Annotated in this window: 17 protein-coding genes; 5 read left to right on the top strand and 12 right to left on the bottom strand. The window is 62.4% G+C overall.

Annotation, left to right across the window (positions count from 1 at the left end; translation table 11 throughout):
• Positions 1–75: 75 nt before the first annotated feature.
• Together BCF11_RS11220 and BCF11_RS11215 are read right to left on the bottom strand one after the other, a co-directional pair.
• A complete protein-coding gene (locus tag BCF11_RS11220) occupies positions 76–330 on the bottom strand; it encodes a hypothetical protein (RefSeq protein ID WP_098494816.1) in 255 nt (84 codons plus the stop codon).
• A 96-nt stretch (positions 331–426) separates the two neighbouring features.
• Complete coding sequence (locus tag BCF11_RS11215; protein WP_098494815.1) at positions 427–843, bottom strand: MarR family winged helix-turn-helix transcriptional regulator; 417 nt, start codon at positions 841–843, stop codon at positions 427–429.
• Positions 844–990: 147 nt separating this feature from the next.
• Between BCF11_RS11215 and BCF11_RS11210 the strand changes: the two genes are divergently transcribed.
• From BCF11_RS11210 to BCF11_RS11200, 3 genes are all read left to right on the top strand, one after another.
• Positions 991–1,560: a TetR/AcrR family transcriptional regulator gene (locus BCF11_RS11210; RefSeq protein WP_098494814.1), complete on the top strand. Its 570-nt coding sequence runs from the start codon at positions 991–993 to the stop codon at positions 1,558–1,560.
• Between the two features lie 154 nt (positions 1,561–1,714).
• On the top strand, positions 1,715–2,350 hold the full coding sequence (locus tag BCF11_RS11205) for a glutathione S-transferase family protein (RefSeq protein WP_098494813.1): 636 nt from the start codon (positions 1,715–1,717) through the stop codon (positions 2,348–2,350).
• A gap of 68 nt (positions 2,351–2,418) precedes the next feature.
• Positions 2,419–3,411 carry a pyridoxamine 5'-phosphate oxidase family protein gene (locus BCF11_RS11200; protein WP_098494812.1) on the top strand — a complete coding sequence of 331 codons (993 nt, stop codon included), beginning with the start codon at positions 2,419–2,421 and terminating at the stop codon, positions 3,409–3,411.
• Positions 3,412–3,497: 86 nt separating this feature from the next.
• Here the strand turns inward: BCF11_RS11200 and acpA are convergent, their stop codons facing one another.
• The gene (gene acpA / locus BCF11_RS11195) at positions 3,498–5,642 is read right to left on the bottom strand and encodes an acid phosphatase (RefSeq protein ID WP_098494811.1); all 2,145 of its coding nucleotides are present in this window, start codon (positions 5,640–5,642) and stop codon (positions 3,498–3,500) included.
• Between the two features lie 192 nt (positions 5,643–5,834).
• Between acpA and BCF11_RS11190 the strand changes: the two genes are divergently transcribed.
• Complete coding sequence (locus tag BCF11_RS11190) at positions 5,835–7,103, top strand: cytochrome-c peroxidase (RefSeq protein WP_098494810.1); 1,269 nt, start codon at positions 5,835–5,837, stop codon at positions 7,101–7,103.
• 65 nt (positions 7,104–7,168) lie between these two features.
• Here BCF11_RS11190 and BCF11_RS11185 read toward each other — a convergent pair whose 3' ends face one another.
• From BCF11_RS11185 to BCF11_RS11145, 9 genes are all read right to left on the bottom strand, one after another.
• Positions 7,169–8,833, bottom strand: a complete 1,665-nt coding sequence (locus BCF11_RS11185) for a bifunctional aspartate transaminase/aspartate 4-decarboxylase (protein WP_098494809.1) — start codon at positions 8,831–8,833, stop codon at positions 7,169–7,171.
• Between the two features lie 65 nt (positions 8,834–8,898).
• Complete coding sequence (aspT, locus tag BCF11_RS11180) at positions 8,899–10,584, bottom strand: aspartate-alanine antiporter (protein WP_098494808.1); 1,686 nt, start codon at positions 10,582–10,584, stop codon at positions 8,899–8,901.
• Between the two features lie 178 nt (positions 10,585–10,762).
• Positions 10,763–11,296 carry a response regulator transcription factor gene (locus BCF11_RS11175; RefSeq protein WP_098494807.1) on the bottom strand — a complete coding sequence of 178 codons (534 nt, stop codon included), beginning with the start codon at positions 11,294–11,296 and terminating at the stop codon, positions 10,763–10,765.
• Positions 11,293–12,558, bottom strand: coding sequence for an ATP-binding protein (locus tag BCF11_RS11170; protein ID WP_098494806.1), 1,266 nt, complete (start codon positions 12,556–12,558; stop codon positions 11,293–11,295). Before BCF11_RS11170 ends, BCF11_RS11175 begins: the two co-directional genes overlap by 4 nt.
• A gap of 74 nt (positions 12,559–12,632) precedes the next feature.
• Positions 12,633–13,265 (bottom strand): glutathione S-transferase family protein, encoded by a 633-nt coding sequence (locus BCF11_RS11165; RefSeq protein ID WP_098494805.1) that lies wholly within the window; start codon positions 13,263–13,265, stop codon positions 12,633–12,635.
• A gap of 95 nt (positions 13,266–13,360) precedes the next feature.
• On the bottom strand, positions 13,361–14,065 hold the full coding sequence (locus BCF11_RS11160; protein ID WP_233212444.1) for a YafY family protein: 705 nt from the start codon (positions 14,063–14,065) through the stop codon (positions 13,361–13,363).
• 99 nt (positions 14,066–14,164) lie between these two features.
• The gene (locus tag BCF11_RS11155) at positions 14,165–15,304 is read right to left on the bottom strand and encodes a branched-chain amino acid ABC transporter substrate-binding protein (RefSeq protein ID WP_098494804.1); all 1,140 of its coding nucleotides are present in this window, start codon (positions 15,302–15,304) and stop codon (positions 14,165–14,167) included.
• 154 nt (positions 15,305–15,458) lie between these two features.
• Positions 15,459–16,709, bottom strand: coding sequence for a glycosyltransferase family 9 protein (locus BCF11_RS11150; protein WP_098494803.1), 1,251 nt, complete (start codon positions 16,707–16,709; stop codon positions 15,459–15,461).
• A gap of 78 nt (positions 16,710–16,787) precedes the next feature.
• The gene (locus BCF11_RS11145; RefSeq protein WP_098494802.1) at positions 16,788–17,255 is read right to left on the bottom strand and encodes a hypothetical protein; all 468 of its coding nucleotides are present in this window, start codon (positions 17,253–17,255) and stop codon (positions 16,788–16,790) included.
• A gap of 222 nt (positions 17,256–17,477) precedes the next feature.
• On the opposite strand from BCF11_RS11145, the gene BCF11_RS11140 reads away from it, so the two are divergent.
• Positions 17,478–19,889: an alkaline phosphatase family protein gene (locus BCF11_RS11140; RefSeq protein WP_098494801.1), complete on the top strand. Its 2,412-nt coding sequence runs from the start codon at positions 17,478–17,480 to the stop codon at positions 19,887–19,889.
• Positions 19,890–19,940: the final 51 nt, after the last annotated feature.

The following is a 19,940-nucleotide window of genomic DNA, read 5'->3' as shown; positions in this document are numbered from 1 at the left end:
GGCAATGCCAAGCCACGCAGGAATTAAAACATAGGCTTGCCACGCGTACAGCTGCTGAAATTTCTTGTTGCAATTTCATGGCGTCATGCCGCTGCAGGCAGACAGGATCGCAACCAGGTTCTCCTGATAACGCATCTGGCTGGCCAGCTGCTGCCTGCTGATGCCGCGTTCGGCGGCGTGCGCCGCGATGCACGCAGCCTGGCCCGTCTCCGGCTCGGCAATTGCCAGATAAGCGATGGCGAGCAACAGCGCGATCACCGTAACGATAACGCTAACGATCAAGGTGGAACGGCGTGCGGCTTGCTGCGGATTTTGTGAAATGACAGGCATGGCGGCTCCTCGCGCAAAAGAAGTTAGCTAAACAACTAAATGATGAAAAATAATGCGCCCGGGCGGCGCACTGTACTCACTGTGCTTACTGCTGTATCAGCCTATGCTTTCGCGAATCCCGCGCAGGGCCGCAATCGAGCCGTCGAAACGGTCGCCGCCGATCTGCTGCCGCAGCCGCTGCGCCACCTCGGCGCTGACGGCGTTGATCGGTCCGTCCAGCGCCAGCCCGGCGGCGGTCGGGAAAATATTCCATTCGCGGCCGTCTGCCGCCGACGGCCGGCGCTCGATCAGCTGCTTGGCCAGCAAGGCATCCAGTAAACGGGTCGCGGTCGGCCTGGCGATGCCGAAGACATCCGCCACTTCGCTGCTCAGCAGACCGGGCCGCCGCAGCACGGTGCGCAAGACAAAACCTTGCGGTGCGGTCAGGTCGAAAGGCTGGTAGGCAGCGTTCCACTCGCGCTCGACGATGCGCGCCAGCGCGGTGGTATTGAAATAAAGGCAGTGATCAAACATAGGGCCAGTGTAGATAAATATGATTAGCTAAGCAATCATTATTTGTCGCGGTGTTGCCGGGTTTTTGTCTTTTTTACGCGCTAAGTGCTTGCTGTTTTGCCATTTCACCTCTAAATTGATAACAACGAACATTCGGTACAAATCATCATGCCCACCGCCGCCCTTACCCGAGACGAAGTCATCGAACGCATCCTGGCCGCCTTCCGCCGCTTCGGCTACGAGGGCAGCAGCCTGTCGCGCCTGTCGGACGCCACCGGCCTGGGCCGCTCCAGCCTGTATCATTATTTTCCGAACGGCAAGGAAGACATGGCCAGCGCGGCGATGGCCGCGGTCGGCGGCTGGTTCACCCAGTATGTGCTGCCGACGCTGACCAGCAAGCAGCCGCCCGAGCAGCGCGCACTGGAGTTTGCCGGAAAATTGTCAGAGTTTTATTCCAACGGCATGGCGCCTTGCCTGACCGATGTATTCACCATCGGCGAGGCCGGCTCCTTGTTCCAGCAGCATCTGGGCAGCCGCATGCGCAGCCTGATGGCTTTGCTGGCGGCGGTGGCGGAAGACGCCGGCATCGACAAGGTCGAGGCCGCGGTGCGCGCCGAAAATGCCGTGATCGCGATCCAGGGCTCGCTGGTGGTGTCGCGCGCCCTGGGCAGCAACGGGCCGTTCATGCGCATGGTCGAGAATTTCCCGAATATCTTGCTCGGCGCGCCGGCCGCCTAAAAAATCTTGCGCCGGTTTAGCTGGTTTTTACTTGACAAGACTGTTTTGGCTTTGTATTGTACCGATTGTTCGGTACAGAACTACCGTATTACAGCTAGCAGCGTCCGCGCCGCATTTTGTCAGCGTCTTATTCAAATTCTCCAGGAGTCTTGCCATGCCAGTCGTCCGCCCAGCCCAGCCTATCCGCCTCTACCGCTCGCCCTTCTCCGGCCATGCCCACCGGGTAGAACTGTTTTTGTCGCTGCTGGATTTACCGTTTGAAATGATCGAAGTCGATCTGCGCGCCGGCGAGCAAAAAAAGCCGGCATTCCTGGCCAAGAACCCGTTCGGCCAAGTGCCAGTGATTGAAGACGGCGCGGTCACACTGGCTGATTCAAATGCCATCCTGGTCTACCTGGCCAGCAAATACGGCGATGCCGCCTGGCTGCCGCGCGACCCGCTCGGCGCCGCCGCCGTGCAACGCTTCCTGTCGCTGGCGGCCGGCGAGATTTTCCGAGGCCCTGCCAGCGCCCGCATGGCGGCCTTGTTCGGCGCGCCGCTGGACCGCGAAGCCGCGCGCGCCACCGCCTTGCAGCTATTCGCGATCCTGGAGCCGCACCTAGCCGGCCAGAACTACCTGACCGGCGGCCATCCGACCATTGCCGATGTTGCGGCCTACAGCTATATCGCGCATGCTCCGGAAGGCGGGATCGCGCTCGATGCTTATCCGCAGATCCGCAGCTGGCTGCGCCGCATCGAAGCGCTGCCGGGCTTTGTCGCCATGCGCGCCAACCAGCCGCTGGCGGCCTGAGCTGGCGCGATCTGCTGTGAACGCGCCGCGGGTAATACTGTGCTCAATCATTGACGAGGCAAGCAATCATGAACCATCCGGAAACAGCCAGCGCCGGCGCTGGAAAATCGGTGTTCCATCGCGGCGAGCGGGCAGTGCAGCAACGCGCCGGCGTACTGGAAAAAATGGCGGCGCGCAGCCAGGTGATCCGCGCCGCGATGCCTGACCAGCACCGCGAATTCTTCAGCCAGCTGCCGTTCATGATCGTCGGCAGCGTCGACCGCCAGCAACAGCCATGGGCCTCGATCGTGACCGGCGCCCCCGGTTTCGTCACCTCGCCGGATGCCGAGCATCTGCGCATCCATGCCCATGCGCTGGCGGCCGATCCGCTGCAGCAAACCCTGGCCGCCAACGCCGCCATCGGCTTGCTGGGCATCGAGCCGCACACACGCCGCCGCAATCGCATGAACGGCAGGGTCGAGCAGCTGGATGCGGATGGCTGGACCCTGAAAGTCGAGCAGAGCTTCGGCAACTGCCCCAAATACATCCAGGCGCGCCGCCCAAGCGCCATCGACAGCGCCAGCGCCGCGGCGCCGCGGGTGCATCGCACCGGCGAGCTGGACGGCGCCATGCAGCAGCTGATCAGCAGCGCCGACACCTTCTTCATCGCCACCGCTTTTCTGCAAGAGCAATCCGCAGATGGCGAGGCCGGGGAGGGCGGCTACGGCGCCGACGTTTCGCATCGCGGCGGCAAGCCCGGCTTTGTCCGCATCGACGACGCCAAGACGCTGACCGTGCCGGACTTCGTCGGCAATTTTTTCTTCAACACCATCGGCAACCTGGTCGTGCATCCGCGCGCCGGCTTGCTGTTCATCGATTTCGCCAGCGGCGACCTGATCTACCTGGCGGTGACGGCCGAGCTGATCTGGGACGGACCTGAAGTCGCATCGTTCGCCGGCGCGCAGCGCTTGCTGCGCTTCCATGTGGAACAGGCGATACGGGTCGAGGCATCGTTGCCGCTGCGCTGGAGCGCAGCGGAATTCTCACCGGCGCTGGCGCCGATGGGCGCCTGGCCGGCGTAAAAAAACCGGCTGCCTTTTTCAAGGCAGCCGGTGCGATGTCGCCAATCAATCGTTGCCCGGACCTGCAGCAGCGACCTTCCTGCAATTTACTCCTGCGGCACTGGCGTCAGGGCGCCGGTCAGATCGCCCATCGGCTTGCCGCCGTTGGCCACCAGCGCCTTATCGCGCGCCGTGATGCCGGGCAGTACCGGCAGCGAATAGCGGTTCGTGATGAAGCGCAGGATCGAAGCGGTATCGTACTGAGTGTGGTCGACAAAGCCCTTTTTCGCATACGGTGAAACCAGCAAGGTCGGCAGGCGCATGCCCGGACCCCAGCGGTCGCCCTTAGGCGGCGCGACGTGGTCCCAGAAGCCGCCGTTTTCATCGTAGGTCACGACGATCAGCATGTGTTTCCACTGCGGGCTGGCTTGCAGCTTGGCGATCACATCGGCGATATGCGCATCGCCGTCGACGACGTTGGCGTAACCAGGGTGCTGGTTGAGGTTACCCTGCGGCTTGTAGAACGCTACCGCCGGCAGTTTGCCCGCCGCCGCATCTTGCAGGAACGAGGCGTCGAAATCCTTCAGGTGGCTGGCGCGTTCGGCGGCGCCGGTCGCCGTGGCCGGATCGAAACGGCTGTAGTAGTTGAACGGCTGGTGATGCGGCTGGAACTGCACCTTGCCGCTATAGATCACGCTGCGGCTGGCGTTCGGCGCATCCGCCAGCGCGGCGTTCCAGGCGCCGGCATACCAGGCCCAGTTGATGCCCTTGGCGCTAAGCTGGTCGCCAATCGTGGTCTGCGATTGCGTCGGCAAGGTAGTCGCCTTGCTCGGATCGGCATACGCAGCCACGGCGGCCGCGGCATTGCCACTAGGCTGGTACGGCGGCTGCATGGTGTTGACCGCATAGAACATGCCGGAGGCGTCTTTCGGTGTGATGGTGCTGTCTTTCTGGTAGACAGGCGCGCCATTCAATACCGAGGTCGGATTGCCGGTGCCCGGCGCCAGGCCGATCAGGTTGCCGCTGGCGTCCAGGTTGACCGCCGAAATGTTATTCTTGGCCGGCGAAGTGGCGGCGTCGGCATTCGGATAGGTCGGGGCGCAGGCGCAGATCAGGTATTGATGGGTCAGGAAAGAACCGCCGAAGGCGCCCATGAAGAAGTTGTCGGCCAGCGTGTACTGCTTGGCGATGTTCCACAGCTTCATCTTGCTGCCGTCGTAGTAGCCCATGCTGAGGCCGCCGGCGTCAGAGTAGGCGGTGAACTTGTCGTTCTTGCCGCCGTTGATCTGCATCTGATTATTGTAGAAACGATGCACCAGGTCGCGCGTGATCACGGCCGAGGACATGTAGATCGGGCTATTGCTGTCATCGATCTGGAACGGCTTGTTCGGCAGATTGGCCGACTGCGCCTGAGTGATGACCGTGCTCTGGCCGGCCAGGGTCATGCCGCCCCAGGTCGGCGGCAGGACGGGCAGGGTGCTGCCGTCGAAGTCTTTCTGCGGCACGTAGGCCGAGGTTGAAGTCGGATTGACGCCGGGAATGCCGTTAGCGCCCGGGTACAGGCCGTACAGATTGTCGAAGCCGCGGTTTTCGGCAAAGATCACCACCACGTTCTGGATGTTGTTCATGGCCAGCGCGCGCCCCAACGCCTGGCCCAGATCAACGTCGCCACCCTGCGCCACGGCGGCAGCGATGGCGGCATTGATTGCCGCGGCTTCTGCCTTCAAGGCAGCCAGGTCCTGGCCGCCGAGCTTGTTGATGTCGGCCAGCAGGTTGGCTTCAGCGGTGCCGATTTTTGCCGCCAGCTTCTTGCTGGCATCGGCGAAATCGCCGCCGTTGGCGTCCATGGCCGCAGCCAGTTCAGTGGAAATCGCGCTGACGAAGGCGCTGCGGCCTACAGGTGCGCGGAACAGCAGCTTTTGCGCGACGGCCGTGCCTTTGTCGCCCAGCACTTCGTGATGGATGGCGCTGGTGTCGATGGTCGCCAGCACCGGACCCTGGCCTCGCAAGGAGTAGGAACCGTCGGCGCCGGTCTTGACTACCGGCGATGCCGCATCGCAGGTGGCTTTCTTGACCTTGTCCTCAAAACATACTTGCGCATTTTCGTAGTAGCTGCCAGTCACCTGGCCGGCGGTCACTGCGCCTGTATCGCCGCCGACCGAACCGCTGCCACCGCCGCCACATGCACTCAATCCCGCCGATAACGTCACCGCGGCTACCGTAACCGGCAGCCAATCCATAGTCCGCTTCATAACCCCTCCCTGGGCGATAAAAAGCGCAATCCTATGCCCCGAATATTTCAACTGTGTGAAATGCCGGTCTCCGGCCGGTATTTATTTTTTTGCAAAGGAGCGTGTCATCGTTCTGTCATGCAGGACTGCTAGTCTTGCGCACAAAATAACAACACTTGCGGCAGTTCGCCCACCACTTCGCCTTCCATCATCATGAAACCAGCGGTCCTTGCATTCCTGAGCGGCATAGCCGCGCTCTTCCTGAACGGCTGCGGCCAGCAGCATGCCGACGCCGGCCCGGTAGCGGCCGCCAAGCCGGCGACGCCGGCCTATCTCGGCGCCACCTACGCGCCCACGCTGAAACAGCAGCCGTCGGTAGCTGCGATGACGGCGCTGGGACGCACCATGTTTTCAGATTCCTCGTTGTCGGCCTCAGGCAAGATGTCCTGCGCCACCTGCCATAGTCCGGAACACGCCTTCGGCCCGCCCAACAACCTGGCGGTCCAGCTCGGTGGCAAGGAGATGAAAACCCTCGGTACGCGGGCGGCGCCGTCGCTGCGCTATATCCAGAACGTGCCGGCGTTTACCGAACACTTCTTCGATGACGACGGCGACGACAGCATCGATGCCGGCCCTACCGGCGGCCATAACTGGGATGGCCGCGCGCCGTCGACGCACGACCAGGCGCGCATTCCCCTGTTGTCGGCGCATGAGATGGGCAACGCCAGCCCGGCCGAGGTGGTGGAAAAACTGAAGCGGGCCAGCTATGCGGCACAGTTCCGCCAGACTTTCGGCGCAACTATTTTCGACAACCAGGAACAAGCCTTCAAATGGGCGCTGATGGCGCTCGAAGTGTTCCAGGAAAGTCCGACCGAGTTCTACCCCTACAACAGCAAGTACGACGCCTTCCTGCGCCAGCAAACCCAGCTCAGCAAGCAGGAGCTGCGCGGCCTGCAGCTGTTCAACAATCCCGCCAAGGGCAATTGCGCCTCTTGCCACATCAGCGAAATCAGCCCCAGCGGCGCCTTCCCGCAGTTTACCGATTACGGCCTGATCGCCATCGGCGTGCCGCGCAACAAGCATATCCCGGCCAACACCGACCCGAAATACTACGACATGGGCCTGTGCGGCCCCGACCGCACCGACCTGAAAGACAAGACCGAATACTGCGGCATGTTCAAGACGCCATCGCTGCGCAATGTGGCGACGCGCAAGGTGTTTTTCCACAACGGCAGCTTCAGCAGCCTGGAACAGGTCATCAAATTCTATGTGGAGCGCGATACCCAGCCGCAGAAATGGTATCCGAAAGCAAAAGACGGCAGCGTCATGAAATACGACGACTTGCCGCCGGCTTATCACGGCAACGTCAATGTGGAGGCGCCGTTCGACCGCAAGCCGGGCGGCCAGCCGGCATTGACGGACAGCGAAATCAAGGATGTCATCGCCTTCCTGAAAACCCTGAACGACGGCTATAAGCCGTAACGCGGTCATCAAAAAAAAATCCCATGGCATGCCATGGGATTTTTATCGTCTGCCGCTATCTTTACTTATTTCTTCGCTTTCTTCGCAGCCTTGGCTTTTGCGCCTGCCGCCTTGCCGCCGGCCGCGCTCTTGGCGCTTTTTTCGCCGCCTGCATTTTTCTCAAACTGCACATGGAATTCCAGCGCCAGCTTGCGGATCGCCTTGCCGATGTTGGCGTAGTCGTATTCATTGAGATTGGCCAACGACACGCGTCCCGACGCGTGCGCCGTGCCGAAGCCGCGCCCCGGCAGCAGGATCACGCCGGTTTCTTCCGCCAGCCGGAACAGCGCTTCGTTCGGCTTCAAACGCTGCACCATCCATTTGGCGAAATCGGCGCCATACATTTGCGTGGCCAGCGTTTCCAGGTCGAGCAGATGGTAGTAGTGGACCGAATCGGCGTCTACCGGCATCGGCAACGCCAGCGCCCGGTACAGTGCTTCCTTGCGGCGCAGGACGATGCGCTTCATCGATTTCTTGTATTCCTGCGGTTCGTCCATCAGCGAATACAGGGAGAACAAGGTCATCTGCGCCTGCACCGGAGTTGACAGGCCAGCGGTATGGTTGAGCGCCACGGTGCGGCTGTCGGCTACCAGGCGGTCGATGAATTTCAGCGCGCGCGGCTCGGTGGTGATCGAGTTGTAGCGCAGGTCCAGCTCCTTGCGGCGGGCTTCCGGCAGGGCGGCGATCTTGTCGTCCAGGATATTCTTTTCGTGGGTGGCGACCACGCCCATGCGCCAGCCGGTGGCGCCGAAGTATTTCGAGAACGAGTAGACCAGGATGGTGTTGTAGGGACAAATCGCAAACAGCGAGACGAAGTCGTCGGCGAAAGTGCCGTAGACGTCGTCGGTGAGGATGATCAGGTCGGGGCGTTGCTTGACGATCTCGGCGATATGCGCCAGCGTCTCGTCGTTGATCCTGACCGATGGCGGATTGCTCGGGTTGACCAGGAAGAAGGCCTTGACTTTGGGATCGAGCAGCTTGTCGAGCTCTTTCCTGGTGAACTGCCAGTTGTTCTCGGACGGCGCGTCGACCAGCAGTTCGACCAGCTGGTAATCGTTGAGCTGCGGGATCTCGATATACGGGGTGAAGATCGGCATGCCGAGCGCGATGGTGTCGCCGGCCTTGAGGATATGGTTTTCGCGCAGGCTGTTGAAGATGTAGGTCATGGCGGCGGTGCCGCCTTCCACCGCGTACATGTCGAAGTTGCCGATGAACGGATGCGCCCCTATCATCTCGCGCCGGATGTACTGGCCGACGATCTTCTCGCTCAGGTTCAGCATGCGGTCCGGCACCGGATAGTTGCAGCCGAGGATGGCCACGCACATCTCGTAGAGGAAATCGGCGGCCGACAAGCCCAGCTGGTCACGCACATACGACACCGCCGCTTCGATGAAACGGATGCCTTCGACGCCGGCGTGCGACTTGGTAAATATCTCGAAACGCGCTTCGATGCCGTCGAGCTTCGGAAAGCCGCCGACGCCATCCATGTAGATATAGGAACGCTCGGCTTCGCTCATGGCGAACAGGCCGAACTGGAAAAAACCGTGGCGCGGCGTGGTCGCCAGGAAATTCGGGTTGCCGCGGCCGGCGTTGAGCATCGAGCGGTCGTTTTTCGCCGCCACGTGGATCAAGGCATCTTTCAATTCAAACGGGCTGAGCAGGGCGAGTTTATCTGGGTTGCTGAAATCCATTTCCGATACTCCTTATTGAATAGTGTGAGTCCGCCGCGGCAGACCCGGGATGGGTCACAAACGGATCAGACCAGCGCCACCACCAGCGGTCCGAGCAGGGTCAGGAATACATTGGCCAGTGCATAGGTGATGGCGAAAGGCACGGTCGGGATGGCGTTTTCGGCCTTGTCGAGCACTTCGCCGAAAGCTGGATTGGCGCTGCGCGAACCGCTCAGGGCGCCGGCGAACACCGCCGTATTGTCATAGCGCAGCACATAGCGGCCGATCAGCATGGTCAGGATCATCGGCAAGATGGTCACCACCATACCGACGCCGAAGATGGTGAAGCCCTGCTGCCGCACCGTCTGCACCGCCTGCAAGCCGGAAGACAGGCCGACCACCACCACGAAACCGGCCAGGCCGAGGTCTTTCAGGATCTGCACCGCCGCCACCGGCATGGCGCCGAAGGACTGGTGCTTGGAACGGAACCAGCCGAACAGCAGGCCGGAGAGCAGGGCGCCGCCGCCGCTGCCGAGGGTCAGCGGAATCGAGCCGACCTTGGCCACTAGCAGGCCCGCCAGCAAACCCACCACCAGGCCGGCGCCCAGATAGACGAAATCGGTTTTGGCGGTGGGAACGATCACGTAGCCGACGATATCGGCCACCCGCTTGACGTCCTGTTCGGCGCCATAGATGGACACCACGTCGCCCACCTGGACGATGGTTTCAGGCAGGATGGGCAGCACCTGCCCCATGCGGCTGATCTGCACCACGTAGATACCGTGGCGTACGTCGCCCGCGGTTTGCTCCCGGATTGCCGCCACGCTCTTGTTATGGAATTCCCGGTTGGTCAGCACCACTTCCCGATGCTGCATGGTCAGCTCCATGCCTTCCACCGCATACACTTCCTTGCCGAGGAAACCGGAGGTGCTGACCACCGCTTCGCGGCGACCCACCACCAGCACGATATCCTGCGGCTGCAGCTGCAGCTGCGGATTGACTTCGATCACCTGGCCCGCGCGCATGACTCTTTCAATCGTGACGGCGGTGGCCGGATCGAGATTTTCCACTTCCTCGACCGAGATCTTGCCCTGGGTGACTTCATACAGGCGCCCGACCAGCTCCGGCAAGGCCGCATGCTGCTCCGGCCCCAGCACCTTGACCCCGGCCTGCATGGCGGTCTCAGCCCTGGCCGCATCTTCGCGGATGCTGCGCCCCATCAGCTTGGGCAGGATATTGACGCAGACGATGATGGCGCCGAAGGAACCGAAGACGTAGGTCACGGCATAGCCCACCGCGACATTGCCCTGCAGGCGCGCCACTTCGGCCGCATCCAGCCCGAGCTTGGTGATGGCGTCGCCGGCGGTGCCGATGATGGCCGACTGCGTCAGGCCGCCGGCCGCGATGCCTGCCGCCAGTCCCTTGTCGAGGCCGAACAGCCGGGCCATGATCACTACCGTCGCCAGGCCGGTGAGCGCCAGGATCGCCGCCAGGAAGATTTCGCGGATCGACTGTCGGCCCAGAGAATTGAAGAATTGCGGACCGCTTTCATAGCCGACCGCATAAATGAACAGTGCGAACAAGACTGCCTTGACGCCCGGATCGACCTGCACCCCCACCTGGCTGACCAGCACCGCCACCAGCAACGACCCGGCGACGCCGCCGAGCTGGAATTTGCCAAACTTGATCTTGCCGACGTAATAACCGACTGCGAGCGAAAAAAACAGCGCTATCTCAGGGGATCTCTTGAATAGGTCATGCAGCCATTCCATAGCGGACATCCTTCCATGACGAGTTTGGACAATAAAAATTGTATTTTTACAAGTTTCCAAAAGGCATTTTTCATCATAGCAGAGTTGCTATTTCCGGAAAGAAATCATCGGTGCATTGCAAGCCGCACCGGCAATCCGCCCAGTGCTGCCCTTGCCGTTCCGGGCCGGCCTCGGGCGCTTACTTGGCCACCGGCTTTTTCGCCAGGCGCCGCTGCAAGGTGCGGCGATGCATGTTGAGGGCGCGCGCGGTCGAGGAGACATTGCCCTGGTGCTGGGCCAGCACGTACTGGATGTGCTCCCATTGCAAACGGTCCACCGATAAAGGCAGCGCCGCCGCGGCTGCCGTCGGCGGCTGAGCGGCGCAGTCGTGCTGCAGCGCCAGCAGGATGGAATCGAGATTGGCCGGCTTGGCCAGGTAATTGTCGGCGCCCAGCTTGATCGCCTGCACCGTGGTGGCGATGCTGGCATAGGCTGTCAGCACCAGCAGCCGCGCCTGCGGCAAGGCCTGGCGCAAAGGCGCGATCCACTGCAGGCCGGAATCCTGCTCCAGCTGCAGGTCTATCGTCACCAGCTCGAAAGCGGTCTGGCTGGCGGCTGCCAGCGCTTGCCGGCCGTCATGGGCGACCGTCACGCTGAAACCGCGCCGGCCCAGCGAACGCGCCAGCGTCTCGGCGAACACCAGGTTATCGTCAAGTATCAGGAAGCTGCTCATGCCAGCGCGACCGTCAAGTCAGCAATGGTGCCGCCGGCCGCTGGCGCGCTCAGCCTGATCCCGGCGCCGATCTGGCGCGCGCTCTCGAACGCCAGCAGCAAGCCTATACCCTTGCCGCCGGCGCTGCCGGCGACCGGCTGGTAACCGAGCCGCGGCAACAGTCCGGCATCGATGCCGGCGCCGTCGTCCCGCACCCGGATCAGCGCGCCGGCAGCGCTTATCGTCAGCGTGACCTGGACCCAGCCGCCAGCAGCCGCCACCGCGCGCGCCGCATTGTCGAGCAAGGTCAGCAGAATCTGGCCCAGCACCTGGATGTCGCTGCTCATGCCATCCTGCTCCGGCAGGGACAGAGACAGCTTGATCGCCGGATAGCGCAAGCGCCAGGCGTCGATGAATTTCCCCAGCCATTCTTTCAGCGCGTGCGGCCCCAGCGCGGCCTGCGGATCGGCATCGACGCGCATGCGTTCGAGCGCGTTCTTGCACACCGCGATCTGCTGTTCGATGAGGGCCAGGTCGGCGCCATACACCAGCAACACCGGACTTTGCCGGGCTTCATTGCGCAATTCGCCGGCGATGACCGCGATGGTAGCCAGGGGCGTGCCCATTTCGTGCGCCGCGCCGGCGGCCTGGGCGCCCAGCGCGACCATGCGCTCGCCTTGCAGCTGGCGCTCGCGGGCCTGCGCCAGCTGCGTCTCGCGCTGCCGCAGGTTGGCGGAAATGCGCGTCACGAACCAGGTGATCAGCGCCGCCGAGACGGCAAAATTGGCCCACATCCCGGCCAGGTGATAAGCCATGCCGCGGCTGCTGTCGTGGATGTGCAGCGGCTGGTAGACATAGGTCAGCAAGGAATAGCTGGCAAATGCATACAGCGCCAGCGCAAACGCCAGCCGCCACGGCAGGATGGCGGCGCCGACCGCCAGCGCCGGCAGGTAAAACGAGACGAAGGGATTGGTGGCGCCGCCGGAAAAATACAGCAGCAGCGACAGGCTGCTGACATCCACCAGCAGCTGCATGAACAGTTCTGAATCGCCGGCCGGCCGCGCATAGCGCATGCGCCACCAGCTCAGCAGGTTGAATATGCCGAGCAGGGCGATCACGCCAAACAGCGACTTCAGCGCGCCGGCCGACAGGCCGACATCGAGGGTGAAATGCACCACCGCGATCACCAGCAACTGCGCCACGATGGCGATCCAGCGCATCCATATCAGGCGGCTGAGGATCTGGTGCTGCGGCAGGGTGCTGAAAATCGGCGGAAGGTCCATCGCCGGATTATAGCCTTGCCGGCGCCGGACCTTGCGAATTTGCCATCGGATCTGCTATTGAATTTGCTATCGCCTCAGGCCACCATCAGCTCTTCTTCGAGTTCGGTCTGGCGCCAGGCTTCCAGTTCCTGCATGCGGCTGAACCAGGCTTGCAGATGACGGTAGGGCGCCAGCGGCACCCGCCCTGGCCCGGTCGCCATCAGCGGCGCGGCGATGGCAAGGTCGGCCAGCGTCAGGCCGTCGCCGCAGACCCACTGGCGCCGCGCCAGATGGCCATCAAGCACGGTGGCGACCGCTTCCAGGTCGACCGCGCCGCGCTTGAGTTCGAGCGGATCGGGCTGGCCGGCGCCGATCAGGCCCTTGATGAAATTTTCCCAGTAAAAGATGCTGATCGCCGGCGTCAAGTGCTGGGCCGACCAGAACATCCAGCGATTGACGTCAGCGCGCGCCTGCAACTCGGCTGGATACACGGTCTGGCCCGGCGTCTTGTCGGCCAGGTATTGCATGATGGCGCAGGATTCCCAGAGGATGAAGTCGCCATCCACCAGCACCGGGATTTTTTCGTTGGGATTGAGGCTGAGCAGGTGCTTGCGCTGCTCGCTGCTGGACAGGTCCAGCAGCACCAGTTCTACCGGCTGCTGCAGATGATGGGCAGTCATGACGGCGCGGCGGGCGTTCGATGAAATTGGATGGTGATAGAGGCGCATGATGAAGATCTCCCGGGGTGGTTGAGGCGATGCAGCCATCTTAGTCCCGGGCTACTGACAGTCTGTGTCAGTAGCGTTTTGACAAGCAACATCTGCTAATCTTCTGGAAACGGATTCTCGCGCCGCCAGCTTTGCAGCAGCACGCTGCGATGCTCCGGATAGCGCAATTTAGTGAGCGTCAGCAGCTTGATGCGGTCGCAACGGAAATGGCGGAAGCCGCTGCGCAGCTCGCACCAGCCGATCACCAGGCGCTTGCCCTCGAAGAACGCCAGCGCAATCGGCCAGATCAGGCGTTCAGTGGCGCTGCCGCGTTCATCGCTATAACGGATGTTGATCTTGTGCTGGCGCCGGATCGCTTCGCGGATCGGGCCCAAGGCAGTGTTGTCGACCGCTTCCTGCTGATAGCTGGCCGCCAGCAAACCCATGTCCGCCATGCTGTCGCGCAGGTCGGCCGGCGCAGCGCTGGCGATCTTGCTGAGCGCATTGGCGGCGGCCAGCGCCAAGTCGGCGTCGCCCTGGCGCTGCACCCAGCGCGCGCCCAGCACCAGCGCTTCCAGCTCATCCTCGCTGAACATCAGCGGCGGCAGGAAAAAACCGGAGCGCAGCACGTAGCCGAGCCCGGCTTCGCCTTCCAGCGGCGCGCCCAGTTCAACCAGTGTCTGGACATCGCGGTAGATGGTGCGCACAGAGACCCCCAGCTGCTCGGCCAGCCGCGCCGCCGTGACCGGCCGCCGGTGGCCGCGCAATGCATCCATCAGCATGAATAAGCGCCCGGTGCGGCTTGCCGCCTGTGCCAACATGCTCTCCTTGTGTTATCTGCCGCGCGGTGCGCGGATCGAAATGCGGCGGCCATTCGGCCGCCGCGTTCTCTTACTGAAGACTAAAGCCTTACCCGGGCCTTACCTGGTCAGCGACAGCAAAGTCTGCTGGCCGTTGCGGAAGGTATAGATCGACAGCGTGCCGTTCTTGATGTCGCCCTTGTCGTCGAATGCGATCTTGCCGGTGACGCCGGTGTACTGGATCTTGCTCAGCTTCGGCAGATACTTCTTCGGATCGACCGAATCCGCCTCTTGCATGGCTTTGGCCATGAGCATCACGGCGTCATAGGTATACGGCGCGTACTGCACGATATCGGCCTGGTATTTCTGCTTGTAGGCCGCCTTGAAGACATCCAGCGGCGCCTGGTTTTCAACGCCGCCGGCGATCGCGCAATACACCTGGTCATCCTGCAAGCCTTCGCCCGCCAGGCGCGGCAGGGCGCCGGTGCAGATGGCGTCGCCGCCCATGAACTTGGCGGTAATGCCGAGCTGGCGCATCTGCCGCAGCATGGTGCCGGCGCTGGCATCGATGCCGCCGAAGAAAATCAGGTCAGGCTGCCTGGCCTTGACAGCGGTCAGGATGGCGCTGAAATCGGTGGCGCGGTCATTGGTGTACTGGGTAGCGACGATATCGACGCCGTTAGCCTTGGCGTCCTTCAGGAACTCGGTAGCCAGGCCCTGGCCGTAGGCGGTGCGGTCGTCGATCACGGCGATTTTTTTGGCATGCAGTGTCTTGGCCGCATAGCGTCCCATGGCGGCGCCAAGCTGGGCGTCGTTAGCCACCACGCGGAAGGTAGTGTTGAAACCTTGCTCGGTATATTTGGCGCTAGTGGCCGACGGTGAAATTTGCGGAATGCCGGCATCGAAGTAAATCTTGGAAGCCGGAATCGAGGTGCCCGACTGCAGGTGGCCGACCACACCCGCGACCTTGGCGTCCACCAGTTTCTGGGCGACGCTGGTGGCCTGCTTCGGATCGCTGCCGTCGTCCTCGGCCTGCAGCACGAACTTGATCTGCTTGCCGCCGATGACCAGGTGCTTGGCGTTGAGATCCTCGATCGCCATACGCGCGCCGTTTTCATTGTCCTTGCCGACGTGCGCCACCGGGCCGGTGATCGGGCCGACATGGGCAATCTTGACTACCTGTTCCTGTGCCTGCACGGTGCCCGCCAGCGTCAAGGCAATGGCGGCGGACAGTAACGTGGTTTTGGCATTGATCTGCATTTTATCTCCCAATTTTGAGTGGCTGAAATACCGCATTATCGCCGCCGGCAGCGATCAGCCGTCGGCTCCATGCTGGCGTGGACTATCCTGCGGCGGCTTCAGTGATTTATGTGACCCTTGGATTCTACCTAAAAGCGGCGCCAGGCCCTAGAGTCTAGCGCGACAGGTCGGCGCTGATGGCGGCGACTACTGGGCTCCAGTCACCCAGTTCGGCCTGGCGGTACAGGCGCATGGAAGAATACCAGGGCGTGAAGCGCTGGCAGTCGTACCAGCGATAGTCGCAGGACTGCGCCAGCATCAGCCACACCGGGCGCTGGCGGGCGCCGGCCAGATGCGCCGGCGCTGAATCGATAGTCAGCAGCAGGTCCAGCTGTTCCAGCACATGCGCACTGTCTTCGAACGACCGCAGCTGCGGCGCCAGGTCGATCACCTGGTGCTGCTCCAGCAGCTGCCTCTCAGTCACGCTCAACGCGCCTACCTGCAGCGAAAAGAAGTCGGCGTCGACGCCTGCCAGCAAAGGCGCCAGTTCGCGCAAATCCATCGAACGGTAAGGTTCGTGCCGCGCCTGGGTGTCGCTGCGCCAGACCAGCCCGATGCGGCGCCGGCCGCCGCTGCGCTGAGCGAGCTTGTCGCGCATAGCGTCCGGCAAGGCATGTCCTGCCGCCAGCTCCAGGTAAGCCTCTGCCGCAACAGGAAAATACGGGCTTTCCTGATAACGTGTAAACAGCGCGAATGCCCAGGTAACGAAGTCGCAAGCCGCCAAATGGCTGATGGTGTCGTCGACCACGACAATCGGCAGGCCGCTATTCGCCATCAAGCTCTGCGCCGCCAGCGGCACGTGACAATAGATCAGCGCGGCACCTTCTTGCTGCAGATTCTTGACGTAGCGGGAAAATTGCAGCAGGTCGCCGATGCCGCCTTCGCTGCCGATCAGTATCGTTTTGCCGGCAACCGGCTGGTCATGCAGCACTTTGTCCTTGAACGGCAAAAACCAGCCGTTGTCACGATTGTGCGAGGCCAGCCTGGTCCACACCTCACACCATCGCGTATCGTGCAATACGCGTTGCAGCAAGCTCGCTTCATGAAATTTGCCCAGGCCGTATTTGACGATCGCCAGTTCCAGCCTGATCTGGTAGTAGGTCTCCTCGCCCGGCTCGACCAGCGGCAGGACCTCCTGCAACAAAGCCTCCGCCGGCGCCAGCATACCCAGACAGCTCATGAAATAAGCCAGCTGCGCGCGCTGCACCGGCGCTGCCGCTCGCTCCGACCATTTCAGCGCCAGGTCGATGGCGTCCCCGGCCTTGCCGGCCTGGTGCAGCTTGCGGATCAGGTCCAGCGCAGTCCCGATATGCGTCTCCTGCTGGTAGGCGGCGTAAGCAGTCGTCAGATCATCGAGGGATGGCATGTTGGCTGGGCGGACCTTATTGATATGTGCGACATGGGAAAGTTGACGATATTTTAACGGCTGCGGCAGGACTTGCGTTCAAGGATTTTTCGGCGCCGCCTCGATACCGTTCCAGGAAGCCCCGCTGCATTTGCCGGTCTGCGTCAGCAGCCAGCCTTGCAGCTGGCGGCCGATCACCAGCGGACTGCTGTTGAAGCATTCGCCCTTGGGCGGCGCCGACATCTGCCGCACCGAGACGAACAAGGGTCCGCGCGGTTCGATGATGGCCGCGCTGTTGCGCACCTTGCCGCTTTCCAGCTCGGCGTAGCAATCGTAGCGGCGGCCGGAACTGTCGGCGGTGACGACGCCGACCAGCCCGCGGTTCATCGGATAGACGTTTTCGACAAAGATATTACCGCCTTGCGGATGCCTGGCCAGACAGGCATTGGCAGCTTGCATCACATCTTTGTCGGCCAGCATGTCGGGCATCGACATCGACATATCGTCTGCCAGCGCCTTGTCGGCAACCAGGGCGAACAATAGCAAGGACATCAAAGACATCTTCATAAGGCCTTCCTTCTATTTCTGTGGCGCAACACAATAATGCATTCGGCGCAATGGACGACTCACTCTAAACGGTTTGTTGTTTTTCGCAAACCCTAAAGTTTCCTGACATCAGGCAGTCATATTTGCTGGCGACAATAGAAAGCTAACTAGGTGCACGCTGTGCGCGCCCGCCGCGCCTGTCTTCCGGCCTGACTATTCAACCATCCATCACAGGATAAATTCATGAAACCTCATTCCCTGGCGCTGGCATGCGCAACGCTGGTTTATCTGTGCGGCTGCAGCGGCAGCAGCGGCGGCAGCATCATGTCCGGCGGCGCCACGGTGAGCGGCGTCGCCGCCAGCGGCAAGGCGCTGGCGGGTGTGACTGTCACCATCACCGACAGCAGCGGCCAGAATGTGCAGACCGCGCTGACCGACGGCAGCGGCAAGTTCACGCTGCCCTTGAAAGGCACGGCTCCTTTCGTCCTCACCGCGCCGTTCAACGATGCCGACGGCAGCGCCGCCACCTTATCCTCGGTGATCAATCCCGGCGCCGGCAATGCGGTACAAGCCAACCTGACGCCGCTGACCTCGCTGGTGACCCAGCGCGTGCTGGGCATGGTCCCTAACGGCAGCCCGACCGCGGCGCAGATCAGCGCGGCGAAAATCAGCTCGGCCAGCATTGCGCAGGCGGTCAGCGACGTCACCCTGCCGCTGCAACCCTTGTTTACCGCGCTGGGCGTGCCCGCCAGCGAAACCGCCGACCCTATCGGCAGCACCGTCTACCAGGCCGTCGCCGGCGATCCGCTCGACAACCTGTTCGAGCTGGCCCGCTTTAACGTGCACAGCGGCCAGATCGCGGTAGGCGCCGACGCCAACCGCGCGGTGCTGACCATCCCGCCTAGCGGCAACATCGGCGGCTCCCTGCCGGCCACCGCGATCCAATCGGTGCTGGCGCTGAACAACGGCCCGACCACCACGCCAATCCAGAACGTGATCGTGATCGTCGGCGAAAACCAAACCTTCGACGCCGTGTTCGGCGCCTACCAGCCGCCGAGCGGACAGACCGTCAGGAACCTGCTGTCGCAAGGTATCATCAATGCCGACGGCACGCCTGGCCCGAACTTCAGCCTGGCCATGCAGAACCAGGGCGCAACCCAGACCGCTTATACGATCAGCCCAACACGCGCCGGCGCCTACGCCACGCTGCCGCAACCGACCGCGATCGGCGAATTGAAACCGCCGACCTTCCAGGATCCGGGCGGCGTGCCGGATACGCGCTTCCCGGGCAACCTGCCTAGCGGACCGTTCCAGCTGACCAAATACGTCCCTTACGGCACTGCCGCCAGCGCCCAGACCGGCGATCCGGTGCATCGCTTCTTCCAGATGTGGCAACAGACCGGCGGCGATAATTCCAAGCTCGATTTGTTTACCTGGGTGGCCGCGAGCGTCGGCCAGGGCGGCGACACCAAGGGCATAACGCCCAGCAATCCGGGGCAGGGCGGCGAGCTGATGGGCTTCCTCAACATGGCCAGCGGCGATGCGCCTTACTTCAAATCGCTGGCGCAGCAATATGCGCTGAGCGATAACTACCATCAGGGCATCATGGGCGGCACCGGCGCCAATTTCTTCACCATCGCCACCGGCGACCTGCCTTACTTCAATAACGGCGGCGCTGTCGGCACGCCGCCGGCGAACCAGATCGAGAATCCGAATCCACTGGCGCAAACGCCGAACTTTTATTCGCAGGACGGCTATCAGGGCGGCTCCTACGTCAATTGCTCGGATGCTAGCCAGCCGGGTGTCGGCGCGATCTTGAATTTCCTCAGCGGCAAAAAGGTCAAGAGCAATTGCGACAGCGGCAAATACTATCTGGTGAATAACTACAATCCGGGCTACGACATGAACGGCAACGTCCAGCCCATCGGCCCCAACAACTACAACTACCCGCCGCAAACCGTGCCGACCATCGCCGAAGGCCTGGCCAAGAAAAACGTCGCCTGGAAGTGGTATACCGGCGGTCGCGAAGTGGCCGACGTGACGGCCGATGCCGCCGCCCTCGGTTTCCCGGTAGCGATCGCGCAAGGAGCGCAGTACAACGCCATCGGCGACCCGCTGGTAGCCTCCAGCAATGTCATGAACAGCAGCCTGAAATCCAGCCTGGCCGGCCTCACCAGTTTCTACAGCGACATCGCCAAAGGCACCCTGCCGGCGGTTTCGTTCGTGGTGCCGAAGAACCTCGACAGCGGCCACCCGGGCTATTCCGCGCCGGCCCGCTATGAAGCCTTCCTGCAAGATCTGATCGCCAAGGTCAAGGCCAATCCGACGCTGTGGGCGCATACCGCGATCCTGGTCACCACCGATGAAGGCGGCGGCCATTTCGACAGCGGCTACATCCAGAACGTCGACTTCTTCGGCGACGGCCCGCGCATCCCGTTCCTGCTGGTCTCGCCCTACGCCCGCACCGGCTTCGTCGACCACACCTATTACGATCACGCATCCGTGCTGAAATTCATCGAACGCAACTGGCGCCTGCCGCCGCTGTCGCCGCGCAGCCGCGACAACCTGCCCAACCCGGTCAGCGTAGCCGCCGACCAGTACCACCCGGTCAACACCACCGCCGTCGGCGACCTGATGGCCATGTTCAACTTCTAAGCCCCTTTAATTGGGGTCAGAGTCGAATATGTCGCTCCGGCTATATTCGAC

It is taken from the genome of Collimonas sp. PA-H2 (assembly GCF_002564105.1).
In the GTDB taxonomy this organism is placed as follows: Bacteria; Pseudomonadota; Gammaproteobacteria; order Burkholderiales; family Burkholderiaceae_D; genus Collimonas.
Note: the sequence above shows the minus strand (reverse complement) of the source record. Positions and strands in the feature narration are given on the sequence as shown.